The organism is Solimonas variicoloris DSM 15731 (genome assembly GCF_000382285.1).
GTDB lineage: Bacteria > Pseudomonadota > Gammaproteobacteria > Nevskiales > Nevskiaceae > Solimonas > Solimonas variicoloris.
This window is the reverse complement of record NZ_KB907926.1, coordinates 424,773-448,822: the sequence shown is the minus strand read 5'-3', so window position 1 is coordinate 448,822 and position 24,050 is coordinate 424,773. Positions and strand designations below refer to the sequence as shown.

The 24,050-nt window shown below is 69.6% G+C and carries 23 protein-coding genes; 7 read left to right on the top strand and 16 right to left on the bottom strand.

The genetic code is table 11. From position 1 onward, the window contains the following. Positions 1 to 2: 2 nt before the first annotated feature. The 5 genes from ispG to der all read left to right on the top strand — a co-directional run bounded on the left by ispG (position 3) and on the right by der (position 5,724). On the top strand, positions 3 to 1,139 hold the full coding sequence (ispG, locus tag H149_RS0104600; RefSeq protein ID WP_020648566.1) for a flavodoxin-dependent (E)-4-hydroxy-3-methylbut-2-enyl-diphosphate synthase: 1,137 nt from the start codon (positions 3 to 5) through the stop codon (positions 1,137 to 1,139). Between the two features lie 4 nt (positions 1,140 to 1,143). Continuing rightward, complete coding sequence (gene hisS / locus H149_RS0104595) at positions 1,144 to 2,439, top strand: histidine--tRNA ligase (RefSeq protein ID WP_020648565.1); 1,296 nt, start codon at positions 1,144 to 1,146, stop codon at positions 2,437 to 2,439. Between the two features lie 6 nt (positions 2,440 to 2,445). Continuing rightward, entirely contained in the window at positions 2,446 to 3,084 is a 639-nt protein-coding gene (locus H149_RS0104590; RefSeq protein WP_020648564.1) for a YfgM family protein, read from the top strand. Then, entirely contained in the window at positions 3,081 to 4,238 is a 1,158-nt protein-coding gene (bamB, locus tag H149_RS0104585; RefSeq protein WP_020648563.1) for an outer membrane protein assembly factor BamB, read from the top strand. The genes H149_RS0104590 and bamB overlap by 4 nt, the downstream gene beginning before the upstream one ends. Before the next feature lie 85 nt (positions 4,239 to 4,323). Then, positions 4,324 to 5,724: a ribosome biogenesis GTPase Der gene (der, locus tag H149_RS0104580; protein ID WP_020648562.1), complete on the top strand. Its 1,401-nt coding sequence runs from the start codon at positions 4,324 to 4,326 to the stop codon at positions 5,722 to 5,724. Between the two features lie 34 nt (positions 5,725 to 5,758). Here der and H149_RS0104575 read toward each other — a convergent pair whose 3' ends face one another. The 6 genes from H149_RS0104575 to H149_RS0104550 all read right to left on the bottom strand — a co-directional run bounded on the left by H149_RS0104575 (position 5,759) and on the right by H149_RS0104550 (position 10,672). Next, positions 5,759 to 7,021: an MFS transporter gene (locus H149_RS0104575; RefSeq protein WP_020648561.1), complete on the bottom strand. Its 1,263-nt coding sequence runs from the start codon at positions 7,019 to 7,021 to the stop codon at positions 5,759 to 5,761. A 22-nt stretch (positions 7,022 to 7,043) separates the two neighbouring features. Further along, positions 7,044 to 7,712, bottom strand: coding sequence for a DUF502 domain-containing protein (locus H149_RS19700; protein WP_020648560.1), 669 nt, complete (start codon positions 7,710 to 7,712; stop codon positions 7,044 to 7,046). Next, positions 7,712 to 8,341 carry a fumarylacetoacetate hydrolase family protein gene (locus H149_RS0104565; RefSeq protein WP_020648559.1) on the bottom strand — a complete coding sequence of 210 codons (630 nt, stop codon included), beginning with the start codon at positions 8,339 to 8,341 and terminating at the stop codon, positions 7,712 to 7,714. The genes H149_RS19700 and H149_RS0104565 overlap by 1 nt, the downstream gene beginning before the upstream one ends. A 66-nt stretch (positions 8,342 to 8,407) precedes the next feature. Beyond that, positions 8,408 to 8,782, bottom strand: a complete 375-nt coding sequence (locus tag H149_RS0104560; RefSeq protein ID WP_020648558.1) for a c-type cytochrome — start codon at positions 8,780 to 8,782, stop codon at positions 8,408 to 8,410. Further along, positions 8,782 to 10,116, bottom strand: a complete 1,335-nt coding sequence (locus tag H149_RS0104555) for a hypothetical protein (RefSeq protein ID WP_020648557.1) — start codon at positions 10,114 to 10,116, stop codon at positions 8,782 to 8,784. Before H149_RS0104555 ends, H149_RS0104560 begins: the two co-directional genes overlap by 1 nt. A 22-nt stretch (positions 10,117 to 10,138) precedes the next feature. Continuing rightward, positions 10,139 to 10,672, bottom strand: a complete 534-nt coding sequence (locus tag H149_RS0104550) for a cytochrome b (protein WP_169518307.1) — start codon at positions 10,670 to 10,672, stop codon at positions 10,139 to 10,141. 86 nt (positions 10,673 to 10,758) lie between these two features. Between H149_RS0104550 and H149_RS0104545 the strand changes: the two genes are divergently transcribed. Both H149_RS0104545 and H149_RS0104540 read left to right on the top strand, forming a co-directional pair. Further along, complete coding sequence (locus H149_RS0104545; protein WP_026352856.1) at positions 10,759 to 11,421, top strand: response regulator; 663 nt, start codon at positions 10,759 to 10,761, stop codon at positions 11,419 to 11,421. Continuing rightward, positions 11,414 to 12,790 (top strand): sensor histidine kinase, encoded by a 1,377-nt coding sequence (locus H149_RS0104540; RefSeq protein WP_020648554.1) that lies wholly within the window; start codon positions 11,414 to 11,416, stop codon positions 12,788 to 12,790. Before H149_RS0104545 ends, H149_RS0104540 begins: the two co-directional genes overlap by 8 nt. Positions 12,791 to 12,839: 49 nt before the next feature. Here the strand turns inward: H149_RS0104540 and H149_RS0104535 are convergent, their stop codons facing one another. From H149_RS0104535 to gshA, 10 genes are all read right to left on the bottom strand, one after another. Beyond that, complete coding sequence (locus tag H149_RS0104535) at positions 12,840 to 14,492, bottom strand: phosphoenolpyruvate carboxykinase (ATP) (RefSeq protein WP_020648553.1); 1,653 nt, start codon at positions 14,490 to 14,492, stop codon at positions 12,840 to 12,842. 231 nt (positions 14,493 to 14,723) lie between these two features. Then, positions 14,724 to 16,730: a methyl-accepting chemotaxis protein gene (locus H149_RS0104530; RefSeq protein WP_026352855.1), complete on the bottom strand. Its 2,007-nt coding sequence runs from the start codon at positions 16,728 to 16,730 to the stop codon at positions 14,724 to 14,726. Between the two features lie 29 nt (positions 16,731 to 16,759). Beyond that, a complete protein-coding gene (locus tag H149_RS0104525; protein WP_026352854.1) occupies positions 16,760 to 17,125 on the bottom strand; it encodes a response regulator in 366 nt (121 codons plus the stop codon). Positions 17,126 to 17,197: 72 nt separating this feature from the next. Then, entirely contained in the window at positions 17,198 to 18,535 is a 1,338-nt protein-coding gene (locus H149_RS0104520) for a dihydroorotase (protein WP_020648550.1), read from the bottom strand. Beyond that, positions 18,532 to 19,563: an aspartate carbamoyltransferase catalytic subunit gene (locus H149_RS0104515; protein WP_020648549.1), complete on the bottom strand. Its 1,032-nt coding sequence runs from the start codon at positions 19,561 to 19,563 to the stop codon at positions 18,532 to 18,534. Before H149_RS0104515 ends, H149_RS0104520 begins: the two co-directional genes overlap by 4 nt. 67 nt (positions 19,564 to 19,630) lie before the next feature. Continuing rightward, positions 19,631 to 20,044 (bottom strand): Holliday junction resolvase RuvX, encoded by a 414-nt coding sequence (gene ruvX, locus H149_RS0104510; RefSeq protein ID WP_020648548.1) that lies wholly within the window; start codon positions 20,042 to 20,044, stop codon positions 19,631 to 19,633. Positions 20,045 to 20,138: 94 nt separating this feature from the next. After that, positions 20,139 to 20,699, bottom strand: a complete 561-nt coding sequence (locus H149_RS0104505) for a YqgE/AlgH family protein (protein WP_020648547.1) — start codon at positions 20,697 to 20,699, stop codon at positions 20,139 to 20,141. A gap of 123 nt (positions 20,700 to 20,822) precedes the next feature. Then, complete coding sequence (gshB, locus tag H149_RS0104500; protein WP_039747892.1) at positions 20,823 to 21,782, bottom strand: glutathione synthase; 960 nt, start codon at positions 21,780 to 21,782, stop codon at positions 20,823 to 20,825. 55 nt (positions 21,783 to 21,837) lie between these two features. After that, positions 21,838 to 22,605, bottom strand: a complete 768-nt coding sequence (locus H149_RS0104495) for a hypothetical protein (protein WP_026352852.1) — start codon at positions 22,603 to 22,605, stop codon at positions 21,838 to 21,840. A 79-nt stretch (positions 22,606 to 22,684) separates the two neighbouring features. Further along, positions 22,685 to 24,019: a glutamate--cysteine ligase gene (gene gshA / locus H149_RS0104490; RefSeq protein WP_020648544.1), complete on the bottom strand. Its 1,335-nt coding sequence runs from the start codon at positions 24,017 to 24,019 to the stop codon at positions 22,685 to 22,687. Positions 24,020 to 24,050 lie beyond the last annotated feature (31 nt).

Below are 24,050 nucleotides of genomic sequence, written 5' to 3'. Positions count from 1 at the left end.
CAATGACGAGCCACCACCAGATCACGCGCCGCGTATCGCGGCAGATCCGCGTCGGCCGCGTCGCGGTCGGCGGCGGCGCGCCGGTGTCGGTGCAGACCATGACCAACACCGACACCGAGGACGTCGCCGCGACCGTCGCGCAGATTCGCGCGGCGGTGAAGGCCGGCGCCGACATCGTGCGCGTCTCGGTGCCGACGCTGGCCGCCGCCGAGGCCTTCGCCAAGATCAAGAAGGAAGTCGGCTACGTGCCGCTGGTCGCCGACATCCACTTCAACTACAAGTGCGGCATCGCCGCGGCCGAGGCCGGCGCCGACTGCCTGCGCATCAATCCGGGCAACATCGGCAACGACAGGAAAGTGTCGGAAGTCGTCGCCTGCGCCAAGCACCACGGCATCCCGATCCGCATCGGCGTCAACGCCGGTTCGCTCGAAGCCGAGTTGCAGGAAAAGTACGGCGAGCCGAACGCCGACGCGCTGGTGGAAAGCGCGCTGCGCCACATCGAGATTCTCAAGCGCCACAACTTCGAGGACTTCAAGGTCTCGCTGAAGGCCAGCGAAATCTTCCTGACCGTGTTCGCCTACCGCAAGCTGGCGACGCTGATCGATCAGCCGCTGCACCTTGGCATCACCGAGGCGGGCGGCCAGCGCGCCGGCGCGGTGAAGAGCGCGATCGGCCTCGGCATGCTGCTCGCCGACGGCATCGGCGACACCATTCGCGTCTCGCTCGCCGCCGATCCGGTCGAAGAGGTCAAGGTCGGCTGGGACATCCTGAAGTCGCTGCATCTTCGTTCCAGGGGCATCAATCTGGTGGCGTGCCCGTCCTGCTCGCGGCAGAACTTCGACGTCATCAAGGCCGTGCAGGAACTCGAAGCGCGTTTCGACGAGATCGACGAACCGCTCGACGTCGCGGTGATCGGCTGCGTCGTCAACGGCCCCGGCGAGGCGCGCGAGGCGGCGATCGGCGTCGCCGGCGGCTACCCGAATTCCATCTACGTCGACGGCAAGATCCAGCACAAGGCGCACAACGCCGAGCTGGTCGACGTGCTCGAAAAGCTCGTACGCGAGAAGATCGCCGCGCGCCAGGCCGAGAAGGCCGCCGCCGCCCGCGCAGAATCCGGCGCCGAGACGGCGCAACCCTAAGCACATGGCCAATCTTTTCCAGTCCGTTCGCGGATTCAACGACGTTTTGCCCGCGGATGCCGCGGCCTGGCAGCAACTGCAGCGCGTCGCCGCCGAGGTGTTCGCGAGCTACGGCTATGGCGAGATCCGCCTGCCGCTGCTCGAGCACACCGGCCTGTTCAAGCGCTCGATCGGCGAAGTCACCGATATCGTCGAGAAGGAGATGTTCACCTTCGAGGACCGCGAAGGCGACAGCCTGACGCTGCGCCCCGAGGGCACCGCCTCCTGCGTGCGCGCCGGCCTCGAGCACGGCCTGCTGCACAACCAGCAGCAGCGTCTCTGGTATGCCGGGCCGATGTTCCGCCACGAGCGCCCGCAGGCCGGACGCTACCGGCAGTTCCATCAGCTCGGCCTGGAGTGCTACGGCATCGCCACGGCCGACGCCGATCTCGAGGCGATCGCGGTGTCGGCGCGCCTGCTGCGCGAACTCGGCCTGAGCGGCCTGACGCTGGAGCTGAACTCGCTCGGCAGCGCCGAGGTCCGCGCCCGCTACCGCGCCGCGCTGATCGAGTTCCTGCAGCGGCACGAGGACGGGCTCGATGCGGATTCGCAGCGCCGCCTGCACAGCAACCCGCTGCGCGTGCTCGATTCGAAATCGCCGCAGACCCAGGAGATCCTGCGCGGCGCACCGGCGATCGTCGATTGCTTCGACGATGCGGCGCGCGCGCATTTCGACGCGGTGCAGCAGGGACTGGCCGACCTCGGCATCGCCTGCACGGTCAACAGCCGCCTCGTGCGCGGCCTCGACTACTACACGAGCACCGTGTTCGAATGGACCACGACCCAGCTCGGCGCACAGGGCACGGTGCTCGCCGGCGGCCGCTACGACGGTCTCGTCGAGCAGCTCGGCGGCACGCCGACGCCGGCGGTCGGCTGGGCCTGCGGCGTCGAGCGGCTGCTGCTGCTGCAGAAGGCGCTCGGCGTGCCGACCGCGAGCGGCGATGCGCACGTCTACTTCTGCTGGCTCGGTGAAGCGGCGCAGCGCGCGGCGCGGCGCCTCGCCGAGCAGTTGCGCGATGCGCTGCCGGGGCTGCGTCTGGTGCTGCATGCCGGCGGTGGCAAGCTGGCCGCGCAGCTCAAGCGCGCCGACCGCAGCGGGGCGGCGCTGGCGCTGATCCTCGGCGAGTCCGAGGTCGAGGCGCAGACCGTTCAAGTAAAATCCTTGCGCGCCGGCGACGCCCCCGCGGCGCCAGAATTTGTGGCATGGCCGGAACTGGCGAGCCGTCTCGCCGGTCTTCTGAAGCAATCTGAACCGAGATAACCATCCGTGGCGACGCATTACGACGACGAAGCGCAAGCCGAACAGCTCAAGACCTGGTGGAAGGAGAACTGGAAGGCGCTCGCCGCCGGCCTGGTGATCGGCCTGGGCGCGATCTTCGGCTGGGAAGGCTGGCAGAACCACCAGCAGCAGCGCGCCGCCGATGCCTCGCAGATGTACGAGGATCTCAAGCAGGCGCTGAGCGACGGCAAGTCCGACGCCGCCAAGGCGCTCGCCGACAAGCTCATCGCCGACTACGCCGGCACCCCCTATGCGGCCGGCGCGCAGCTGCGCATGGCGGCCGAGGCGGTCAAGACCGAAGCGCTCGACGATGCGACCGCGCGTCTGCAGTGGGTGCGCGAGCATGCCAAGGACGAGGGCCTGCGCCAGGTCGCGCAGCTGCGCGCCGCGCGCGTGCAGTGGCAGCAGGGCAAGCTCGACGACGCGCTGAAGACGCTCGATGGCGAAACCGGCGCGTTCGCGCCGCTGTTCGACGAACTGCGCGGCGACATCAAGCTCGCGCAGGGCGATCGTGGCGCGGCGCGCAGCGCCTACGAGAAGGCCTACGCGGCGACGCCGGAAGATCAGCCGAGCCGGCAGTTGCTGCAGCGCAAGCTCGACGATCTCGCCGACACGGTGCAGTCGTGACGGCGGCCCTGCGGCGCCGTCCGCTCGCCGTTGCGCTGCTGATCGGTGCGACCCTCGCGGTCGCGGCCTGTTCGGGCAAGAACGTCCGCAAGCCGGCCGAGCTCCAGGACATCGACAAGCCGGAGGTCCAGCTCGGCAAGGCCTGGACCGCGTCCGCCGGCAACGGCGGTGGCAAGTTCTACAGCGAGCTGACGCTGGCGCTGGAGCCGGACGCGCTGTTCGCCGCCGACGTCAAGGGCCGCATCTACGCTTTCGATCCGAAGACCGGCCACCGCATCTGGCGCGCGCCCACGAAGAAGCGCGTGATCTCCGGCCCGACCGTCAACGGCGAAGCCGTGCTGGCCGGCACCATGGACGGCGAGATCGTCGCCGTGAAGCGCGCCGACGGCGCGGCGCTGTGGTCGACCCGCCTGTCGAGCGAGGCGCTGTCGCCGCCGGCCAGCGATGGCAGCCGCGTCTTCATGCGCACCGGCGACGGCAAGATCTACGGCCTCGACGCGCAGTCCGGTGCCGAGCTGTGGAGTGCTGACCGCACGGTGCCGAACCTGACGCTGCGCGGCCTGTCGCCGCCGGCGGTGCTCGGCGGCCGCGTCTATGTCGGCCTCGACAACGGGCGCGTGCTGGCGCTGCGCACGTCCGACGGCCAGGTGCTGTGGGAGCAGGTCGTCGCCGCGCCGACCGGCCGCAACGAGCTCGAACGCATCACCGATATCGACGCGCCGCTGCTGTCCGACGGCGGCGAGCTGTACGCGGCGAGCTTCGGCGGCGAAGTCGCCTGCCTCGACGACGACACCGGCCAGATCCTGTGGCGGCGTTCGGTGAAGAGCTACAGCGGCATGGCGCGCACCGAGTCGGCAGTGGTCGTCACCGACGAGGCCGGCACCGTCTGGGGCCTCGATCCTGCGACCGGCGCGGCGCTGTGGAAGAACGAAGACCTCAAGTACCGCCAGCTGTCGGCGCCGGCCGTGTTCAAGGGCTGGGTCGTCGCCGGCGACTACAAGGGCTACCTGCACTGGTTCGATCCCAAGGACGGCCACCTCGTCGCGCGCATCCGCGCCGGCAGCGACCCGATCCGCGTCGCGCCGGTGGCCGGCGAGGACCTGCTGTACGTGCTCAACGCCGAGGGCGACATCACCGCCGTCCGCATCCGCTGACGCGCCGCGACGCAAGGCGGGCAGTGCCATCCGGCGCTGCCCGCCTTTCTTGTTCGCAGCGCTTCACCGACAATCGACCCACGCCATGAACGACAAACTGCCCACGCTGGTGCTGGTCGGCCGACCCAACGTCGGCAAGTCCACGCTGTTCAACCGTCTGACCGGCACGCGCGACGCGCTGGTCGCCGACCTGCCGGGCCTGACGCGCGATCGCCAGTACGGTACCGGCGAATTCGAGAACCGCGCCTTCGTCGTCGTCGACACCGGCGGCCTGATGCCGGAGTCGGCCGATCCGCTCGCCGCGCTCGCCGAGGACCAGGCGCGCCTGGCGCTCGAAGAGGCCGATCACGTGCTGTTCCTGGTCGACGTGCAGCAGGGTCGCACCGGCGCCGACGAGTCGATCGCGCGCCACCTGCGCAAGCTCGGCAAGCCGCTGACGCTGGTCGTCAACAAGAGCGAAGGGCGGCCGCACGCGCAGTCGGCGGGCGATTTCTATGCGCTCGGCTTCGGCGAGCCGATGACGATCTCGGCCGAGCACGGCCAGGGCGTCAACGTGCTGCTGCGGCACGTGCTGGAAAAACTGCCGGCGATTGCGCCGGAGCCGCCGCGCGACGACGGCACCGTGCGCGTGGCGATCGTCGGCCGGCCGAACGTCGGCAAGTCGACGCTGGTCAACCGCCTGCTCGGCGAGGAGCGCGTGCTCGCCGCCGACTTTCCCGGCACGACGCGCGACGCCATCGCCGTGCCGTTCGAATACGACGGCCATCCGTACACGCTGATCGACACCGCCGGCATCCGCCGCAAGGCGCGCGTCTGGGAGGCGGTCGAGAAGTTCTCGATCGTCAAGACGCTCGACGCGATCGAGCGCGCGCACGTGGTCATCGCCGTGGTCGACGCCCAGAACGACATCGGCGAGCAGGACGCCAAGCTGATGGGTCTGATCGCACAGCGCGGCCGGGCGATGGTGCTGGCCGTCAACAAGTGGGACGGCCTGGCGCCCGGCGAGCGCGAGCAGGTGCGCTACCAGGTCTCGCTGAAGCTGCCGTTCCTCGACTACGCGCCGGTGCATTTCATCGCCGCCCGGCACGGCTCGGGCCTCGGCGAGCTGATGGAGGACGTGCAGGCCGCCTACGAGGCGACCACGCGCGAGTTCTCGACGCCGGAACTCAATCGCGTGCTCGAAGCCGCGGTCGAGGCGCATCAGCCGCCGGCCGTACTCGGGCGCCGCATCAAGCTGCGCTACGCGCATCAGGGCGGCCGCAATCCGCCGAAGATCGTCATTCACGGCAACCAGACCGAGAAGCTGCCGGAGAGCTACAAGCGCTATCTCGCCAACCGCTTCCGCGAGGCCCTGAAGCTCAAGGGTGTGCCGCTGCTGCTCAGCTTCAAGACCGGCGACAATCCGTTCAAGGACAAGAAGAACCAGCTCACCGGCCGGCAGATCAAGAAGAAGCGCCGGCTGATGGCGCGGGTCAAGAAGAAATAGCCGCCGCCGAAACGGTCACGCGGGCCGGCTCCTCTCAGGTGGCGAGACGTTCGGGCGCCGGTCCGGCCGGCGATGATCGCCAGACGTCGGCCAGCCGTGCCGGGCCGGCGCCGCGATCGAGCGCGCGGACCAGCGCGATGCAGCCGGCGGCGGACAGCGCGACGCTGGCCCCGAACATCAGCGGATAGCCGCCGACTTCGGCGACGACGCCGGCCCCCATCGACGCGAGGCCCTGCGCGATGGCCACGGTGCAGGCGAGCAGGCTGTAGTCGGTACCGGCGTGCTCGGGTTCGGCGGCGTCCATCATCAGCGTGAACAGGGCGACGGTGGCGATGCCGCCGAGCACATGTTCGGCGATGCAGGCGGCGACGGTCAGCGCGTAACCGAAGCCGGAGCCGCCGGCGGCCAGCGCCGCGAGCGCGTACATCGCCAGGCTCAAGGTCTGCGCCAGGCCACCGATCAGCAGCGCGCGCCGGCGGCCCCAGCGGAACGCCAGCCAGCCGCCGAGCGCGGCGCCGGACAGGGCGCTGACCGAGGCCAGCGTGCCCTTGATCAGCGCGATCTGCGCCAGGCCGAAGCCGCTGTCCTTCATGAACGGGCCGACCAGCGCGGCGCCCATCGAGTCGCCGAACTTGTAGAACGAGATCAGCGCCAGGAACGGCAGCACGCCGGGGCGGCGCAGGCGCGACCACCAGCCGCCGGCCAGCGCCACTGCCCGCGGCGCCGGCGCGACCGCGGCGCGGCGCGGCTCGCGCAGGCGCAGCACCGGCAACACGGTCAGCAGCAGCAGCGCCGCCATCGCCACGAACATCGGCCGCCAGCCGGCGACGGCGTAGATCCACAGCAGCAGACCGCCGCCGACGATCATGCCGAGGCGGTAGCCGCCGACCTGGATGCCGTTGCCGAGACCGCGCTCGCGCGGCCCGAGCAGGTTGACGGCGAGGCCGTCGGTGGCGATGTCCTGGGTCGCCGCGATCAGGTTGAAGAGCGCCAGCGCGGCGAACACCCAGCGCAGCGAGGTCGAGATCTCCAGCGCGGCGAGCAGCGCAGCGCCGGCGGCGGCGGCGAGCTGCAGCGGCAGCAGCCACTGCCGGCGCGTGCCGTAGTGATCGACGTACGGCGCCCACAGAAACTTCAGCGCCCACGGCAGGAACAGCAGGCTGGTCGCGCCGATGCGGACCAGCGAGTAGCCCATCTCGCGCATCAGCACCGGCAGTGCCTGCGTGAAGAAACCGTAGGGCAGGCCCTGCGCGACATACAGCGCCGCGAGCAGGCCCAGCGTGTAGGCGCGGCTCATGCGGCGCGGGGCGGCAGCCGGTTCAGAGCGGCGGCGTGTTCGGCATCGGCGCGCCGCGCAGGCCGTTGTCGGAGCGCGAGACGCCGGCGGTGATGACGAAGCGCATCGCGTCCTCGAGGCTCATGTCGAGCGGCGTGAGGTACTTGCGCGGCACGAACACGGTGTAGCCGCCGATCTGGTAGCTCATCGGCATGTAGACCGCCACGCAATCCTCTTCGGCGGCGATCTCGAAGCGGCTCAGATCTTCGAGCGTGACGAAACCGACCAGGCGGATCGGCTGGCCCGGCCACTGCAGCATGACGACCTTGCCGAGCTTCTGGCCGCCCTTGTTCGAAACCAGATCGGTGAGATCGCGCACCGCGCCGTAGATGGTCTTGATCAGCGGGATGCGGTTCAGCTGCTGGTCGACCCAGACCAGCACCTGCTTGGAGACGATGCCCTGCATCGCCAGGCCGACGAAAAAGATCAGGCCGATGGCGATCACCAGGCCCATGCCGCGCTGGTACAGGCCGCCCGGCAGCAGCACGCTGAGCACGCCGCCGAACACCGATTCGGCGGCGCCGATCAGCCACATCACGAGGCTGATCGTGACCAGGATCGGCAGGATCGCGAACAGGCCTGTCAGGAAGATCGAGACGGCCTTGCGCGCGGTCATGCGGGCCGCGCCGGAGATCAGCGGCGACGGATCCATCAGACGCATCTCCAGGCGAAGCGGCCGATGCCGCGGCTCTCGAGCACGATCTCGTCGCCGGCTTCGAGCGGCCCGACGCCCTTGGGCGTGCCGGTGTAGATCAGGTCGCCGGGTTCGAGCGCCCAGGTCTGCGAGAGGATGTGAATCTGCTGCGCGACCGGGTAGAGCATGTCCGCGGTCCTGCCGTGCTGGCGCAGCTTGCCGTTGACGTGGCAGGTGAATTCGAGCTTCTGCAGATCCTGGTTCAGGTACGGCTGCACGTCGCCGAGCGGCGCCGAGCCGTCGAAGGCCTTGGCCAGCTCCCAGGGCTTGCCCTTGTTCTTCAGCTCGGTCTGCAGGTCGCGCAGCGTCAGGTCCAGGCCGAGCGTGATGCCGGCGACGCAGTCGAGCGCCTCGGCGAGCGGAATGTCGCGGCCGCCGCCGGTCAGCTGCACGACCAGTTCGGCCTCGTGGTGAATCGCGCCGCGACCCTTCGGCAAGGCGATCGGCGTGCCTTCCTCGACCAGTGCCGAAACCGGCTTCATGAAGATCACGCACTCGCCGTCCGGCGCGTAGCCGAGATGGGCGAGTTCGGTGACGTGATCGGCGTAGTTCTTGCCGATGCAGAAGATGCGATTGACGGGATTCATGGCCCGGCAACGATACCGCAAGCGTCCCCGCCCGTGCGCTCGCGGGCGGGGACGATGCGGCTTTTTTTAGCGCTGGGTGCCGAGGAACTCGATCAGGTCGCGGCGCTCGTCGGCCTTGTCCATGCCGTCGAACTTCATCTTGCCGCCGGGCACCAGCATCTTCGGCGCGCGCAGGTAGGCGTCGAGCTGGTCCGGGGTCCAGACCAGCTTCGATGCGCGCAACGCGTCCGAATAATTGAAGTCCGGCACGCTGGCCGCGTTGCGGCCGACGACGCCGACCAGGCCTGGGCCCTTTTTGTTCTTCAGCGGCTTGGCGAGGCTGTGGCACTCGGCGCAGTTCTCGTCATAGAGATCGGCGCCGCGATTGACGTCGGCGCGGGCCGGGCCGCTGCCCGCCGCGGCGAGCAGGAGCGCCGCAATCATGAAACCGGTGGTACGCATCAGAAGCTCATCCACAGGAAGGCCAGCAGCGTGTTGTTGTCGGACGCGCTGCGGCCGGCACCGTCGTAATTGCTGCTCTTGCCGTCATAGCGGTTGTACAGCGTGTACTGCAGGCCGAGACGCAGGTTGAGGTTCGGCGCCAGCCACGAGTTTTCCTTGCCGAGCGGCGTGTAGTCGAGCTGCAGGATCTCGCCGCGCGTGTTCGGACGGCCGGCGACGCTGTCGCCGTACAGCGTCGTGTCGCGGCTGCCGTCGGTGGCGAAGTAGCCGAGCGTGGCGCCGTAGGTCTGGTCGCGGTAGTACGAGGCGTTGAGGCTGTAGCTCGTCAGGTTCTGGCTCTTCTTGCCGGCGTCGCCGGTGTCGAGGCTGGCCGACAGCGTCTGCTTCTCGCGCACGGCAAGGCCGTTGAGGGTGAAGATGTCGCGGCGCGTGCCAAGGAACTGGTACGAGCCGTCGATGCCGATGTCGTCGTAGCGGTCGTGCGCCGAGCTGCCGGGCTGCGAGATGTCGGAACTCATGCCGACCAGGCCGACCGAGTAGTTCTGGCGATGCAGGTCGCGCGTATAGGCCAGGCGCAGGTATGGCGTCAGGCCGGCGGTGCGCGCCAGATCGTCCTTGGGCACGCCGAGGCTGTCGAGCAGCGAGTGGCCGGGCGAGCGGTAGGCGCCGAGTTCGGCGTACCAGCGCTGGTCGAGCAGGGCGTAGGCGTTGAGGCCGAGCACCTGCGTTTCGAGGCCGCCGGCGAGCAGCGGCGCGGCCGGCGCTTCCGGTGCGAGATCGGAGCCGACGTACGGGAAGCCCCAGGCCGGCAGCGTGTTCCAGGGATCGGTGATGCCCGGGTTGTTGTTCAGCGACACGCCGACGGTCAGGTCCTTGCCGTAGGCGGTGAGGTCGCGCGCGTAGCGGATGTCGAGGTTATCCCAGGCCCACTTGCGGTCGATGCCCGAGTACGTCACCTGAGTGAAGCTGCCGAGGTGATCGGCGAGGCGGCCGGCGAGGAACACCGAGGCTTCCTGCGCGGCGAAGTTGTCGTTGGTGTCGTAATGCCGGGCCGGCGCTTCGTCGAGGTTCTGCTGGGTGTGCGTGAAGGTGCCGACGAACATCGCCGACAGCGGCAGGCTGCGGGTATCGCCGTCGCTGTAGCCGCCCAGCTTGAAGCGCTGGCCGTACGGCGTCAGCTGCGGACCGAAGGCGCCGACGTGGCAGGCGCCGCAGTCCTGGCCGGTCTGGCGGGCGTAAGCGGGCAGGGCCTGGGCCTGGCCTGCGAGCAGCAGACCGAGGCCTGCGAGCAGCCCCCGGAGCAGCGTGGAAGCGCGAACAGCGGACAGCGACATGCGGACTCTCCTGTGGTGTCGTTCAGCGGATTCGCGGCGAGGGCAACATGCGACGCAGGGTGTCGTCGCCGCGGATGTAGTGGTGCCAGAGCGCGGCGGCAGCGTGGCCGGCGGCGAGCGCCAGCAGGCTCCAGGCGCTCCATTCGTGGATTTCGGTGATCTGCTCGGCGAGATCGCGGTTGCGCGCCAGCAGCGTCGGCAGCGGCAGGCCGAGCAGGTGCACGGCCTGTCCGCGCGCCTGCGAGGCGAGCAGGCCGAGCACCGGCAGCACGGCGAGCAACAGGTAGAACGAGGCGTGCGAGCCGCGCACCAGCCAGCGGTGGGCGCCGTCGGCATCAGCCGCGAAGGCGTGTTCGCCGCGACCGCGCCAGAGCAGCCGCACCAGTGTCAGCCCGAACACCACGAGGCCGATCTGCCGGTGCGCGTCGAGCAGCAGGGCGCGCAGCTCGCGGCTGTCGATCCACTCGCGGCTCAGGGCGACGAGCACGGCAGTGAGCACCAGCAGCAGGGTCAGCCAGTGGAACCAGATCAGCGGACGAGGATGTCGGGACGGCACGCGAGCGCTCATGCGGGAGGGTCGCGGCAACGCTAGGGCGGTGATCTTAAGAACTGCTTAAGTCCGCCCGCGCCATAATGCCCGGCATGCGTGTTCTGCTCGTCGAAGACGATCCGCTGCTGGGCTCGTCGCTGCTCGCCGCTCTCCGTCAGGAGGGCTACGTCGTCGACTGGCATCGCGGGCTGGCCGCCGCCCGGCTCGCGGCCGACACCACGCAGTACGGCATCGTCCTGGTCGACCGCCAGCTGCCGGACGGCGAGGGCCTGGACCTGATTCCGCGCCTGCGCGAGCGCGATCCGCTGACCGGCATCGTCGTCATCACCGCGCGCGATACGGTGCGCGACCGCGTGCTCGGCCTCGACCGCGGCGCCGACGACTATCTGGTCAAGCCCTTCGACCTCGACGAGCTGCTGGCGCGCATGCGCGCCGCCGCGCGGCGCAGTTGCGAGCGCGGCGGTGCCGAGCTGCGCCACGGCGATTTGCGCATCGATCCGGTCGCGCGCCGCGTGTGGCGCGGCGATGCCTCGGTCGAGCTGCCGCCGCGCGCCTACACGCTGCTGGTCGAGCTGATCCGCTGCCGCGGCCGCGTGCTGACGCGGCGCCAGCTCGAGGATGCGCTGTATCCGGCCGGCGAGGAGGTCGAGAGCAACGCCGTCGAAGTTCACGTCCATCACCTGCGCCGCCGCCTCGGCAGCAGTCTGGTGCGCACGGTGCGCGGCCTCGGCTACACGATCGACGCCGATGCCTGAGGCGCTGACGACCGCATCCCGGCGGACTCCGCTGTCGATCCGCCGCCGTCTGCGGCGCGACATCCTGATCGTCCTCGCCGTGCTCTGGGCGCTGTTCACCGCGCTCGGCCTCGGTGTCGTCATCCATGCCGGCCGTGCCGATCTCGACGAGGATCTGGCGCTGTGCGCGGCGCTGATCGACGAGCGCCGCGGCAGCGGGCCGCTGCGCCTGCCCGAGCGTCCGGAGGAACTGATGTTCCAGATCTGGACGGCGGACGGCCGCCTGCTGGCGCGTTCGGCCGGACTGGCGCCGGAACCGCTGGCGGCCTTGCGCCAGGGCTACAGCAACCGCTTCGACGGCCACCGCGTGCTGCGCGTCTACGCATCGGCCGCCGATGCCGACGGCAGCCGCGTGCTGGTCGCGGCGCCGGCCTGGAACCATCAGCAGGGCGCGCGCACGCTGGCGTTGTGGCTGCTGCTGCCGGCGGCCGTGGTGTTTCCGCTGCTGGCGGCCGGGATCAGTCTGGTCGTCGGCCGCGCGATGCGCGAGGTCGCCGGCGAGGCCGACCGCATCGCCCGGCGCGATCCCGACGATTTCGATCCGCTGGCGCCGGAGCGCCTGCCCGAGGAAGTACGGCCGCTGGCCGGCGCCTTCAACGTGCTGCTGCAGCGTCTGGCGACCGCGCTCGACGACGAGCGCCGCTTCAACGACAGCGCCGCGCACGAGCTGCGCACGCCGCTGTCGGCGATTCGCGTCGACGCCCAGGCGCTGCTGCGCCGCGAGACCCGCGCCGAGGTGGCGCTGGTGCTGCAGCGCATCGTCTCGGCCAGCGCCGCCTGTGCGCGCCTGGTCGAGGAGCTGCTGATGATCGCGCGCCTCTCGGCCTGGCCGGCGGCGCTGCCGCCGAGCGCGCCGCTGCCGCTGTCGGCGGTCGTCGAGCTGGTGCTGCGCGATCTGGCGCCGCAGATCGAGGCGCGGCCGATCGAGATCGCCTGCGAGGTTGCGCCCGATGCCGTCGCCCGCTTTCCGGAGGCGGTGCATCTGATCCTGCGCAACCTGCTCGAGAACGTGATCCGCCATGCGCGCGGGGCGACGCGCGTGAAGATCGAGGCGCGCGAGCGCGACGGCTTCCTGCAGCTGCTGGTCGCCGACGACGGCTGCGGCATTCCGGAGGCGCAGCGCGTGCGCGTCTTCGAGCGCTTCGTGCGGCTCGGCGAGACCGAGCCGGGCACCGGGCTCGGACTGTACATCGTGCGCCGTGTCGCCGAACGGCTCGGCGGCAGCGCCGTGGTCGGCGATTCCGAGGCGGGCGGCGCGACGCTGGTCGTGGTGCTGCCGGCGCGCCTGCTGCCGGCCGTGCGGCCGGCGGCGGCGGACGAGCCGCCATGAAAAGGGCGGCGGCCGTTGCCGGCCGCCGCCCCGGGTTGCTGCGTGCTGACTAGATGCGTTCTTCGATGCCGAACGCGGCGAAGCCCTTCTTCTTGAAGTTGTCGCGGAACATGTCGCGCAGCTTGATCGCCGTCGCGTCGTAGGCGTCCTTGTCGGCCCAGGTGTTGCGCGGGTTCAGGATCGCACTGTCGACGCCCGGGCAGGACTTCGGCATCTTCAGCTTGAGGATCGGCTGCTCCTCGGTCTCGACGTTGTCGAGCTCGCCGTTGAGCGCGGCGTTGAGCAGCGCCCGCGTGATCTTCAGCGACATGCGCTTGCCGACGCCATACGAGCCGCCGCTCCAGCCGGTGTTGAGCAGGATGCAGCGCGCCTTGTGATGTTCCATCTTGTCGGCGAGCAGCTTGGCGTAGACGTTCGGCTTCTGTGCCATGAACGGGCCGCCGAAGCAGGCCGAGAAGGTCGGCGTTGGCTCGCTGATGCCGACTTCGGTGCCGGCGACGCGTGCGGTGAAGCCCGACACGAAGTGGTACATGACGTCCTTCGCGTCGAGGATCGAGATCGGCGGCAGCACGCCGAAGGCGTCGGCGGTCAGCAGCACGATGGTCTGCGGATGCGGACCCTGGCCGTTCGGCATGACGTTCGGGTTCGCTTCGAGCGGGTACGAGAAGCGGGTGTTCTCGGCGATCGAATCGTCGAACAGGTCGAGCACGTCCGGATGGCACTCTTCCATGCGCTTGCCCGGCAGCGGCGGCACGTTCTCGATGATCGTGCCCGGCTTCGACAGCGCCTGGGCGATGACCGGCTCGGCGTCCTTGTCGAGGTTGATCAGCTTGGCGTAGCAGCCGTCCTCGAGATTGCACAGGCCGTTGTCCGACCAGATCGTCTCGTCGTCGCCGATCAGGCGGCGCGAGGCGTCGGCCGACAGCGTGGTCTTGCCGGTGCCGGAAAGGCCGAACAGGATCGCGGCGTCGCCCTTGGCGCCGACGTTGGCCGAGCAGTGCATCGACAGGCGACCCTGCTTCGGCAGCAGGTAGTTGCCGACGGTGAAGATGGTCTTCTTGACGACGCCGCAGTAGTCGGCGCGGCCGGCGACGAGGCAGATGCGGTTGCGGGTGTCGATGACCACCGCCGCTTCGGCGCGGCAGCCGTCACGTTCCGGCTCGCAGACGAAGCTCGGCACGTTGAGCATCGTCCAGCGGCGCGCGTCGACGTCCTTCACGCCCTTGAGGTTCTTCGGGAACATGTTGTGCGCGAACATGGCGTGCGTCGCGTACTCGCCGACGAAGCGGTACGGCACGGCGAAGTCCGGGTCGGAACCCATGAACACGTCCTTGACGTACAGCGTCGACTTCTTCGCGTTCACATGCGCGACGACGCGCTGCAGCAGGCCCTCGTACTTCTGGGGATCGTAGGGATTGAGGTCGGCCTTGAACCAGATCTCGCCTTCGACTTCCGGCCACTGCACCGCGTAGGTGTCCTTGGTGCGGCGGCCCGTGCAGTCCGGATCGGTGTAGTAGACCAGCGGACCGTTGACGCCCAGCACGGTCGGGTAGGCCTTCCGCTCGTCGCTCGGGCCATCGCGGCGGACGCGGCCGCGGTCGTTGGCGATCGCCTCGTGGAAAAGCTCGGCTTTCGACAATTCGTACTTGTACGTGACGTCCTTGAGCCCGAGAAGTTTTTCGAGATCGGCCTGAAAGCTCATGCAAAATCCTCAGATGACGGGAAATCTTAAAGATACCGGCACGGTATCCGGCGCGTCGCTGGCGGCGCGGCAAAGGCGGCAAATGGTAGGGGGACGCCCCATACCGACGCAACCGCGTATCCATGGCGGTGCGTTGTAGCAAAAAGATGGCGCTCGCACAGTGGCCGGCAGAACAAAAAAACCCGGCGCGGCGGCCGGGTTCGAGTGTGCATGCTGCTGTTAAACGTGCCCCTACTCGGGCAGCTTGAAGCCGGCGACCGATTCGCGCAGCTTTTCCGACATGTCGGTCAGCTCGCCGACCGCGCGCGCGGTCTGGCTGGCGGAGCCGGACGTCTGCACGGCGATGTCGCGGATCACCTGCATGGTGCCGGCGATGCGCGTCGCCGATGCCGACTGGCCGCGCGCCGCATTGGCGATCTCGGTGATCAGCTTGGCCAGATCCTGCGAGGAGCTTTCGACCTTGGTCAGGGCCTGGCCGGCTTCTTCGGCGCTCTTGGCGCCGCCGACCACGTTCTGCGTCGAGCGCTCCATCGAGGTGATCGCTTCCTGGGTATCGGCCTGAATGGTCTTGACCAGGGTTTCGATCTGGCGCGTGGCGCTGGCGGCGCGTTCGGCGAGCTTCTGGACTTCGTCGGCGACCACCGCGAAGCCGCGGCCCGCCTCGCCGGCCATCGCCGCCTGGATCGAGGCATTGAGGGCGAGGGTGTTGGTCTGCTCGGCGATGTCGTTGATGAATTCGATGATGTTGCCGATTTCCTGCGAGGACTCGCCGAGGCGCTTGATGCGCTTGGAAGTGTCCTGGATCTGCTCGCGCAGCGCGCTCATGCCGAGGATCGTGCGATTGACGGTGCCGGCACCGTCGTGGGCGATCTGCACCGACTGCTGCGCCTGCTGGGCGAGTTTCTCGGCCTGGCCCGCCACCTGCTGCAGCGACTGCGAGGTCGCGGCGATGGTGTTGGTCACGGCGGTGATCTCGCGCGCCTGCCGCTCGGAGGCCTCGCTCATCTTCAGCGCCGTCTCCTGCGTGCCGGTGGCGGCGGTGGCGACGTTCTCTGACGCCGAGGTGATCGTGCCGACCAGGTTGCGCATGTTCTGGACGGTGTAGTTGATCGAGTCGGCGATCGCGCCGGTGAAGTCCTCGGTGACGGTGACGTCGACCGTCAGGTCGCCGTCGGCCAGGTTGGTGATTTCGTCGAGCAGTGACAGGATCGCCTGCTGCTGCTTGCCGTCGCGCTCCTCGGCGCGCTGCAGGCGGTTGCGCGTGTTCAGCACGTTGAGCACGCCGAAGGCGATCAGCGCCAGGATCGCCAGCGCGCCCGAGACATAGACGACGACCGGCAGCACCACCTGGCGGGTGCGCGTATCGATCAGGCGCTGCTCGAGTTCGGAGGCCGTCGAGATGACGTTGGCGGCCTTGGCCTTGAGCTCGGCGGCGGCGGCCTGCATCTGCGCGATGGCCGGCGCCGATTCGGCGATCGCTGCCGCGGCCTGGCGCAGCTTGCCGAGCTGATCCTGCGCGGTGCGCGCGGCGAAGCCGGCGCTGCCGTCGGCGATCAGCACCTCGTTGTCGGCATTGAAAGCCGCCAGTTCGGCGCCGAGTGCATCGGCACTGGCCTGCGCGTCGCGGCCGCGGTCGAGCACGCGGCGCGCGGTGGTGGCGATGCGCTCCAGGCGCACGACCTGCTGCGCGGCGCGGGCGAGCGCGTCCGGATTGCCGCGCGCGAGGCGCTGCACGGCCTGCTCGTAGAGTTCGGAGAGACCCTTGGCGTTCGGATCGCTCGGGTGGATCGCTTCGACGATCGTCGCCGCCGCCGTCGCCGTCTTCTTGTACGGCGCCTCGGCTTGCAGGATCGTCTGCGTCGACTGCTTCATCGCCTTCCAGGCGTTGGTCGTCCCCGCCAGCTCGCCGGCGACCGCGCCGGGCGCCGGCGCGATGCCGGCGTCGTCGTTGCCGGTGCTCAGCGACTGCACGGTGGCGTCGATGTCCTCGACGTGCGCCGCCAGCAGCAGGAAGTCGGGACGGCCGCCGCTGGCGGTTTCCTCGCCGACCTTGCCGATGTCGCCGATGTTGGTCGACAGCGAGTGCGCCAGCTCGACCCAGGTCTGTTCGCGATCCTTGGTGCGCTGCGACAGGAAGAAGGCGCTCAGGGCGACCGTGATCAGTACGACGGCGCTGGCGAACAGCACCGTTTCACGGCGATTGCCGAGCGCAGGCCGCGATGCGGATGATTCCGCCATGAGTCCTCCCAGCTAGGGTACCCGGCGCGTCAGGCGCCGAGGACGGTTTTGATCTTGGCGAGCAGGTCGCTTTCCTTGACCGGCTTGACCAGATACTCGCGTGCGCCCTGGCGCAGGGCCCAGACGCGGTCGGTTTCCTGGTTCTTGCTGCTGACGACGATGACCGGGATGTGCGCAGTGCCCGGATCCTTCGACAGCGTGCGCGTCGCCTGAAAGCCGTTCACGCCCGGCATGACGACGTCCATGATGACGACGTCAGGCTTCTCGCTCTTGACGCGCTCCAGCGCGTCCTGCCCCGAGGTCGCTTCGATGACCTGGTGCCCGGCCTTCAGCAAGATGCTCTTGAGGTTCTGCACGTCCGTGGGTGAATCGTCCACGATCATGACACGAGCCATATGTTCTCCCTGCGCCCCCCGCGGGCGTCGATCTTCACTATATACCGCGCGCCGCGCCGTCGCGGAATGCCGCTATCCCGCGAATACCGTCTGACCCCGATAAACGGTACGAACGACCCGTCCACGCAGGGCGCGTCCGTCGAACGGCGTGTTGCGCCCGGCGCTGAGCAGGCGCTCGGTGTGCAGCGTCCACTCGGCGTCCGGATCGATCAGCACGAGGTCGGCCGGCTGGCCGGCATCGAGGCGGCCGGCATCGAGACCGGCGATGCGCGCCGGCCCGAGGCTCAGGCACTCGGCCATCGCCAGCGGCGACAGCCGGCCTTCGTGCACCAGCGCCAGCGTCAGCGGCAGCAGCGTTTCGAGCGCCGAGATGCCGGGCTCGGTCAGCGGGAACGGATTGATCTTGGCGTCGGCTTCGTGCGGCTGGTGGTCGGAGCAGATCGCGCCGATCACGCCGCTGGCGACTGCCTCGCGCAGCGCGTCGCGGTCGGCCGCGCCGCGCAGCGGCGGCTGCACATGGCACAGCGCGTTGAAGCCGTCGATGTCGGCGTCGGTCAGGAACAGCTGGTGCGCGGCGACGTCGGCGCTGACCGGCAGGCCGCGCTGCTGCGCGAGCGCCACCAGCTCGGCGCCGCGCGCGGTCGACAAACGGCAGAAGTGCACGCGCGCGCCGGTGTCCTCGACCAGCGTGATCCAGAAACGGATGCCGGATACCTCGGCGGCGGCCGGAATCGGCGGCAGGCCGAGGCGGGTGGCGATCGCGCCCTCGTGCGCGCAGCCGCCGGCGGCGAGCGCGGCGTTCTGCGCGAACACGTGCACGGTGATGCCGAGGCCGTGCGCGTATTCCAGGGCGCGGCGCGCGACCAGCGAATCGCGGATCGGCTGCAGCGCCTGACTGGCGCCGCTGGCGCCGGCGTTCTTCAGCGACGAGAGTTCGGCCAACGCCTCGCCGCCGAGGCCCTTGGTCAGCGCGCCGAGCACGCGCACATCGAGCCCGCCGGCCTGCGCGGCGATGCGCTGTACGCGCAGCAGCATCGCCGGCGAGTCGATCACCGGCTGGCAGTCCGGCGGCAGCAGCACGGTGGTGATGCCGCTGGCCTGCGCGGCCGGCACTTCGCTGGCGAAGCTGGCCTTGTGTGTCTGCCCCGGCTCGCGGAAACGCGCGCAGAGATCGACCACACCCGGCATCAGCCACAGGCCGTCGGCGTCGACGGTCTCGTCGTAGGCCTCGTTCGGCAGCGACGGTTCGCAGGCGACGATCACGCCGTCGCGGATGCCGACGTGGCCGATGCCGTCGAAACCGCTGCCGGGATCGAGCACGCGCGCGCCGCGGATCAGCAGCGAGCGCGGCGTCGGGCTGTCCGGCTTCACGGCGCGGGCCGGCGACCAGTCCGGAGACTGCGGTTTCATCGGCGGCTCCGTGGCGAACGCGCTTCGGCTGCGGCCGGTGCGCCGAGGATCATCGACATCACCGCCATGCGCACGGCGATGCCGTGGCTGACCTGGTGGAGGATCAGCGAACGCGGACCGTAGGCGACGTCGCCCTCGATCTCGACGCCGCGGTTGATCGGACCCGGATGCATGACGATGGCCTCGGGTTTGAGTTTGGCGAGGCGCGCGCGGGTCAGGCCGAAGTCGCGATGGAATTCGGCCAGCGACGGCAGGAAGGCGCCCATCATGCGTTCCTTCTGCAGGCGCAGCAGGATCACGACGTCGGCGCCGTCGAGGCCGCTTTCGAGCTCGTGAAAGACCTTGACGCCCATCGCCTCGATGTCGGCCGGCACCAGCGTCGGCGGCGCGACCACGCGGATTTCCTTGGTGCCGAGGATGCGCAGGCCGTGGATGTCGGAGCGCGCGACGCGCGAGTGCAGGACGTCGCCGACGATCGCCACCGTCAGCTTCTTGAAGCAGTCGTTGGACGGTCCGCCGACGCCGCCGCCCTTGTAGCGGCGGATCGTGAACAGGTCGAGCAGACCCTGCGTCGGGTGCGCGTGGCGGCCGTCGCCGGCGTTGAGGATCGCCACGCCGGGCGCGGCATGCTCGGCGAAGAAATGCGCGGCGCCGGAGGCTTCGTGGCGGACCACGAACATGTCGGCCTGCATCGCTTCCAGCGTCTTGAGCGTGTCGAACAGGGTTTCGCCCTTCGACGTCGACGAGGCCGAGACCTGCAGGTTCAGCACGTCGGCCGACAGGCGTTTGGCGGCAAGCTCGAAGGTCGTGCGCGTGCGCGTGCTCGGTTCGAAGAACAGGTTGACGATGGTGCGTCCGGACAGCGTGCCCTGCTTCTTGTCCTGGCCGCGCAGCACTTTGTCGTGCGCCTCGGCCTCGTCGAGGATGTCGATCAGCAGCTCGCGCGGCAGGCCATCGAGCGTCAGCAGATGGCGCAGTCGCCCGCGCGCGTCGAGCTGGAGGCCGTGATTCGGTTCGGTGGTCTTCATTCTGGGCGGCTATTGTCGCCCAGCGCGCGCGTGCTTTGAAAGCGCGGGACTTCCCGCAGGCGGGCCTCTATGCGTGTTCGGCGAGCCACTGCTCGAGGATCACGCGCGCCGCCTGGGCGTCGCGGTCGCCCTTGCGCACGCGCCGCACCATGCGGCCGCTGGCGCGCGCCTCGCGCAGCGCGTCGTCGGCGGCGCGCGAGGAGTAGCGCTCGTCGACCGGGTGCACCGGCAGGCCGTAGCGCTGCGCGAGCTGCGCGGCGAAGCGGCGTGCCGCGGCCGTGGCGCGCTGCTCGGCGCCGTCCTCGTTCAGCGGCAGGCCGACGATCAGCGCCGCCGGGCGCCATTCGCGGATCAGGCGCTCGATGCCGGCCCAGTCGCCGTCGGCGAGCGCCGGCAGCGGCCGCGCGCTGCCGGTCAGGTCGTCGCCGAGGGCGACGCCGACGCGTTTCTCGCCGTGGTCGAAGCCGAGATAGGTGGGCATGGGGTGGCGAAGCCGGGAATGGGCCGGCACCGTAGCAAACGCCGGGCACTGTTGCAGCGCCCCGGCGCCGGCCGGGCGCGGCGGCGTTCGATCCTCAGGCGTGGCCGGCGTTGCCGGCGAGCTGGGTGACGTCGACGCCGAGCAGGCGGGTCGCGGCCTGCCAGCGATCGCGCGCCGGCGTGCGGAACAGGATCTGCTCGTCGATCGGCGTGTTGAGCCAGGAGTTGTGCAGGATCTCGCTTTCGAGCTGGCCGGCGCCCCAGCCGGCGTAGCCGAGCACGACGAGGTAATCGCGCGGGCCTTCGCCCTGGCCGATCGCGCGCAGGATGTCGCGCGAGGTGGTGATGTAAAGGTCCTGTCCGACTTCGAGGCTGGACTCCCAGCCGCCCGGCTGGCGGTGCACGACGAAGCCGCGTTCGGGCTGCACCGGGCCGCCCCAGAAGACGATCGCCTCGTCGCCGAGCGCGCCGTGCTCCAGGCCCATCTGCTCCATCATGTCGCCGAGCTTGAGGTCGGTCGGGCGGTTGATGACGAGGCCGATCGCGCCGCTGTCGTTGTGCTCGCAGAGCAGCGACACGGTTTGCACGAAGTTCTCGTCCTCGAGGCTGGGCATCGCGACCAGGAACTGATGCTTCAGGAAGTCTTCGTCGTTCATGGCATCCGCAAAACCGTCTGGATGGGGCGCGGTCCAGTATCCGGACCGGCCCGTGCGCCGGCAAGCGCCGGGCCGCCGAACGGTCGCGACGCGGCGCTCCGCCGTGCGCGCCTGCACGTGGGGCTAGGCGAGGCGCCGTTCGATGGCGTCGATCAGCAGGCCGCCGATGTCGGTACCGTAGGCGGCGTCGATTTCACGCGCGCAGGTCGGGCTGGTGACGTTGATCTCGGTGAGGTGCTCGCCGATCACGTCGAGACCGACGAACAGCAGGCCGCGGCGCTTGAGTTCGGGGCCGACCGTCTCGGCGATCTGGCGGTCGCGGGCGGTCAGCGGCCGCGGTTCGCCGCGCCCGCCGGCGGCGAGATTGCCGCGCGTCTCGCCGGCCTGCGGCACGCGCGCCAGGCAGTACGGCACCGGCTCGCCGTCGACGACCAGCACGCGCTTGTCGCCGTCCTTGATCGCCGGCAGGTACTTCTGCGCGACGATGGTGCGCGTGCCGTGGCGCGTCAGCTCCTCGATCACGGCGCCGAGATTGCGGCCGGACGGGTCGACGTGAAAGATGCCCATGCCGCCCATGCCGTCGACCGGCTTGTAGATGACGTCGCGATGCTCGGCGTGGAACGCGCGCAGCGTCGCCTCGCTGCGCGAGAACAGCGTCGGCGGCGTCAGCTCCGGGAACCAGGCGGTGAACATCTTCTCGTTGCAGTCGCGCAGGCTCGCCGGGCGGTTGACGACCAGCGCGCCGGCGGCCTCGGCGCGTTCGAGGATGTACGTTGCGGTGATGTATTCGAGATCGAACGGCGGATCCTTGCGCATCAGGATCGCGTCGAGATCGCCGAGCGCGACGGTGTCCGCCTCGCCGAGTTCGAACCAGTGCTTCTTGTCGTCGAACACGGTCAGCGGACGGGCGTGACCCCAGGCGTGCCCGTCGCGCAGCCAGAGGTCGTTCATTTCCAGATAGCGCAGCGTCCAGCCGCGCTTCTGCGCCGCCAGCATCAGCGCCAGCGTGGTGTCCTTGTACGGCTTGATCGACGCGATCGGGTCCATGACGACCCCGAGCGTTTTCGGTGCGGAGCTTTTCATGCCGCGCAGCGTAGCGGCATCGGCGGCGCCCGGGTAGGGCGCCGCCGCGGGCGCGCTACGGCAGCGCCGGTTCGCCGACCACCGCGAGCGTCAGGCTGTCCGGCGTCGCCGCGTCGAGGCGCAGCGTATAGCCGCCGAGCGCGACTTCCTTGCTGTGGATGTCGAACGAGAACTTCTGTGCCTCGCCCATCTTGCCGTGGACGGTGCGGCGCAGGCTGAAGTCCACGGCCGCCGCGTCGATGTGGTCGACGAGGATCGTGTCGCCGTCGGCGCCGGCCTCGACCGCAGCGGGCTCGGTGCTGAGCTGGTGCGCGGCGAGCTCCGGCGCGGCGGTATAGCGGCCGGCGCGGTACGTCAGGTATTCGTGCCAGTGCTCGTAGACCATCGGCTTCTCGCAGAGCGCGCCGTTGCCGTCGACGAACACGTAGTCGTCGTTGCCGTTCGAGACCTTGAGCGCGATCGCGTGCAGCCGCGTCGTCGTGCTGATCGCCAGCAGCGGGTAGTCGACGCCGCCCTTAAGCGTGTAGTCGGTCGAGAACGGCATGCGCGAACGGTAGGCGACGTCGGCGTCGAAACGCGCGAGCTTGCCGACCATCGCCACCTTGCGGCTCAGCACGATGTCGCCGGCCTTGACGGTCAGCGCCTCGCCGAGGCGGTAGCTCGGCACGGCGAGCGGTTCCGCCAGCGGCAGGAACAGATCGTCGGGCTTGGTGACGTACATGCGCAGCGGCACCGTGTCGGCGAGCCGGCAATCGGCGGCGACGGCGGATGCGGTGAAGGTCGCGCCGGCACACGCGACCACGGCCATGATCCCTGGCTTCATCGAGGACTCCTTTCCTGGGCCCCGATCAGCCAGCAAATCGGGTGCCAAGGCCGCCGGCGCGGCCCCGGCACCCGGCGTTTCAGGCCAGCGCGGCGCTGCTCTCGGCGCGGATCGCGCTGACCGCGGCGATCTCGCGCGCCGCCGCCAGCGCCGCGAGGCGGGCGACGACGCCGTAGGCGTAGAAGCGGTTCGGCCGCTCGTCCGGACCGCAGCTGTGGTCCGGCGCGCAGCAGGGCTCGTCGAAGGCGAGCGGTTCGAAGCGCATGCCCGGCGCGTTGAGGTTTTCCTGGTTGCCGCGCTGCGAGTTCAGGCGGTAGAAGCCGCCGACCACGAAGCGGTCGATCATGTAGACGACCGGCTCGGCGGTCGCCTCGTCGGCGCCCATCTTCTCGAAGGTGTAGACGCCTTCCTGGATGATCGCGCCGGTGACCTCGCGGCCTTCCTTGGCGCTGGCCATGTGGGTGCGCGCCTTGCGGTTCATGTTGCGCACGTCCTCGACGCTCTTGGCGGTCATCACGCCCATGCCGTAGGTGCCGGCGTCGGATTTGACGATGACGAAGGGCTCGTCGCGGATGCCGTATTCGGCGTACTTGGCGCGAATGTCCTCGAGCAGCAGGCCGACGTTCGCTTCCAGGCAGTCGATGCCTTCCTGCCTCATGAAGTTGATCTGCCCGCAGTTGCGGAACAGCGGATCGACGAACCACGGATCGATGTCGGCAACGGCCGCGAACTCGCGGGCGACTTCGCGGTAGAAGCCGAAGTGGTTCGACTTCTGGCGCAGATGCCAGCCGAGGTCCGGCGGCGGCACCACGTCCTGGTCGATGCCCTGCAGGATCTCCGGCACGCCGGCCGACAGATCGTTGTTGAGCAGGACCGTGCACGGATAGAAGTCGCCGACGTGGACGCGGTCGTCCGTGCGCTGCAGCGGCTCGAGCAGCAGCTTGCGGCCGGAGATCTCCAGCGTCAGCTCCAGCGGCTCGCGCAGCTCCGGCAGCAGCGAGCCAATGCGCACGTGGAAGCCGGCCTTCTTGATCAGGCCGTACAGGGTCGCGACGTTCTCCAGATAGAACTTGTTGCGCGTGTGGTTCTCGGGCACCAGCAGCACGCCGGAGGCGTTCGGGCAGACGCGCTGCATCGCCGCCTGCAGAGCCTGCACGCACAGCGTCTCGAACGCCGGGTTCAGGTTGTTGAAACCGCCGGGGAACAGGTTGGTGTCGACCGGCGCCAGCTTGAAGCCGGCGTTGCGCAGGTCGACCGAGCTGTAGAACGGCGGCGGGGTCTTCTGCCATTGCTGGCGGAACCAGGCTTCGATGTCGGCGGCGCGCGCCAGCAAGGTCGATTCGAGCTTGAGCAGCGGCCCGGTCTGCGCCGTCAGCAGGCGCGGCACCGGTTGCGGATTCGGGTCGGTATTCATGGGAACGGATAGTAACGCATGCGCGTTCGGC

Coding starts and splice junctions, on each gene's coding strand:
- der (WP_020648562.1), top strand. CDS start 4,324: ATGAACGACAAACTGCCCACGCTGGTGCTGGTCGGCCGACCCAACGTC.
- gshB (WP_039747892.1), bottom strand. CDS start 21,782: ATGAAAAGCTCCGCACCGAAAACGCTCGGGGTCGTCATGGACCCGATC.
- hisS (WP_020648565.1), top strand. CDS start 1,144: ATGGCCAATCTTTTCCAGTCCGTTCGCGGATTCAACGACGTTTTGCCC.
- H149_RS0104565 (WP_020648559.1), bottom strand. CDS start 8,341: ATGAATCCCGTCAATCGCATCTTCTGCATCGGCAAGAACTACGCCGAT.
- H149_RS0104540 (WP_020648554.1), top strand. CDS start 11,414: ATGCCTGAGGCGCTGACGACCGCATCCCGGCGGACTCCGCTGTCGATC.
- H149_RS0104525 (WP_026352854.1), bottom strand. CDS start 17,125: ATGGCTCGTGTCATGATCGTGGACGATTCACCCACGGACGTGCAGAAC.
- ruvX (WP_020648548.1), bottom strand. CDS start 20,044: ATGCCCACCTATCTCGGCTTCGACCACGGCGAGAAACGCGTCGGCGTC.
- H149_RS0104545 (WP_026352856.1), top strand. CDS start 10,759: ATGCGTGTTCTGCTCGTCGAAGACGATCCGCTGCTGGGCTCGTCGCTG.
- H149_RS0104555 (WP_020648557.1), bottom strand. CDS start 10,116: ATGTCGCTGTCCGCTGTTCGCGCTTCCACGCTGCTCCGGGGGCTGCTC.
- H149_RS0104560 (WP_020648558.1), bottom strand. CDS start 8,782: ATGCGTACCACCGGTTTCATGATTGCGGCGCTCCTGCTCGCCGCGGCG.
- H149_RS19700 (WP_020648560.1), bottom strand. CDS start 7,712: ATGGATCCGTCGCCGCTGATCTCCGGCGCGGCCCGCATGACCGCGCGC.
- H149_RS0104535 (WP_020648553.1), bottom strand. CDS start 14,492: ATGAGCTTTCAGGCCGATCTCGAAAAACTTCTCGGGCTCAAGGACGTC.
- H149_RS0104515 (WP_020648549.1), bottom strand. CDS start 19,563: ATGAAGACCACCGAACCGAATCACGGCCTCCAGCTCGACGCGCGCGGG.
- H149_RS0104505 (WP_020648547.1), bottom strand. CDS start 20,699: ATGAACGACGAAGACTTCCTGAAGCATCAGTTCCTGGTCGCGATGCCC.
- H149_RS0104520 (WP_020648550.1), bottom strand. CDS start 18,535: ATGAAACCGCAGTCTCCGGACTGGTCGCCGGCCCGCGCCGTGAAGCCG.
- ispG (WP_020648566.1), top strand. CDS start 3: ATGACGAGCCACCACCAGATCACGCGCCGCGTATCGCGGCAGATCCGC.
- H149_RS0104495 (WP_026352852.1), bottom strand. CDS start 22,605: ATGAAGCCAGGGATCATGGCCGTGGTCGCGTGTGCCGGCGCGACCTTC.
- H149_RS0104575 (WP_020648561.1), bottom strand. CDS start 7,021: ATGAGCCGCGCCTACACGCTGGGCCTGCTCGCGGCGCTGTATGTCGCG.
- gshA (WP_020648544.1), bottom strand. CDS start 24,019: ATGAATACCGACCCGAATCCGCAACCGGTGCCGCGCCTGCTGACGGCG.
- H149_RS0104530 (WP_026352855.1), bottom strand. CDS start 16,730: ATGGCGGAATCATCCGCATCGCGGCCTGCGCTCGGCAATCGCCGTGAA.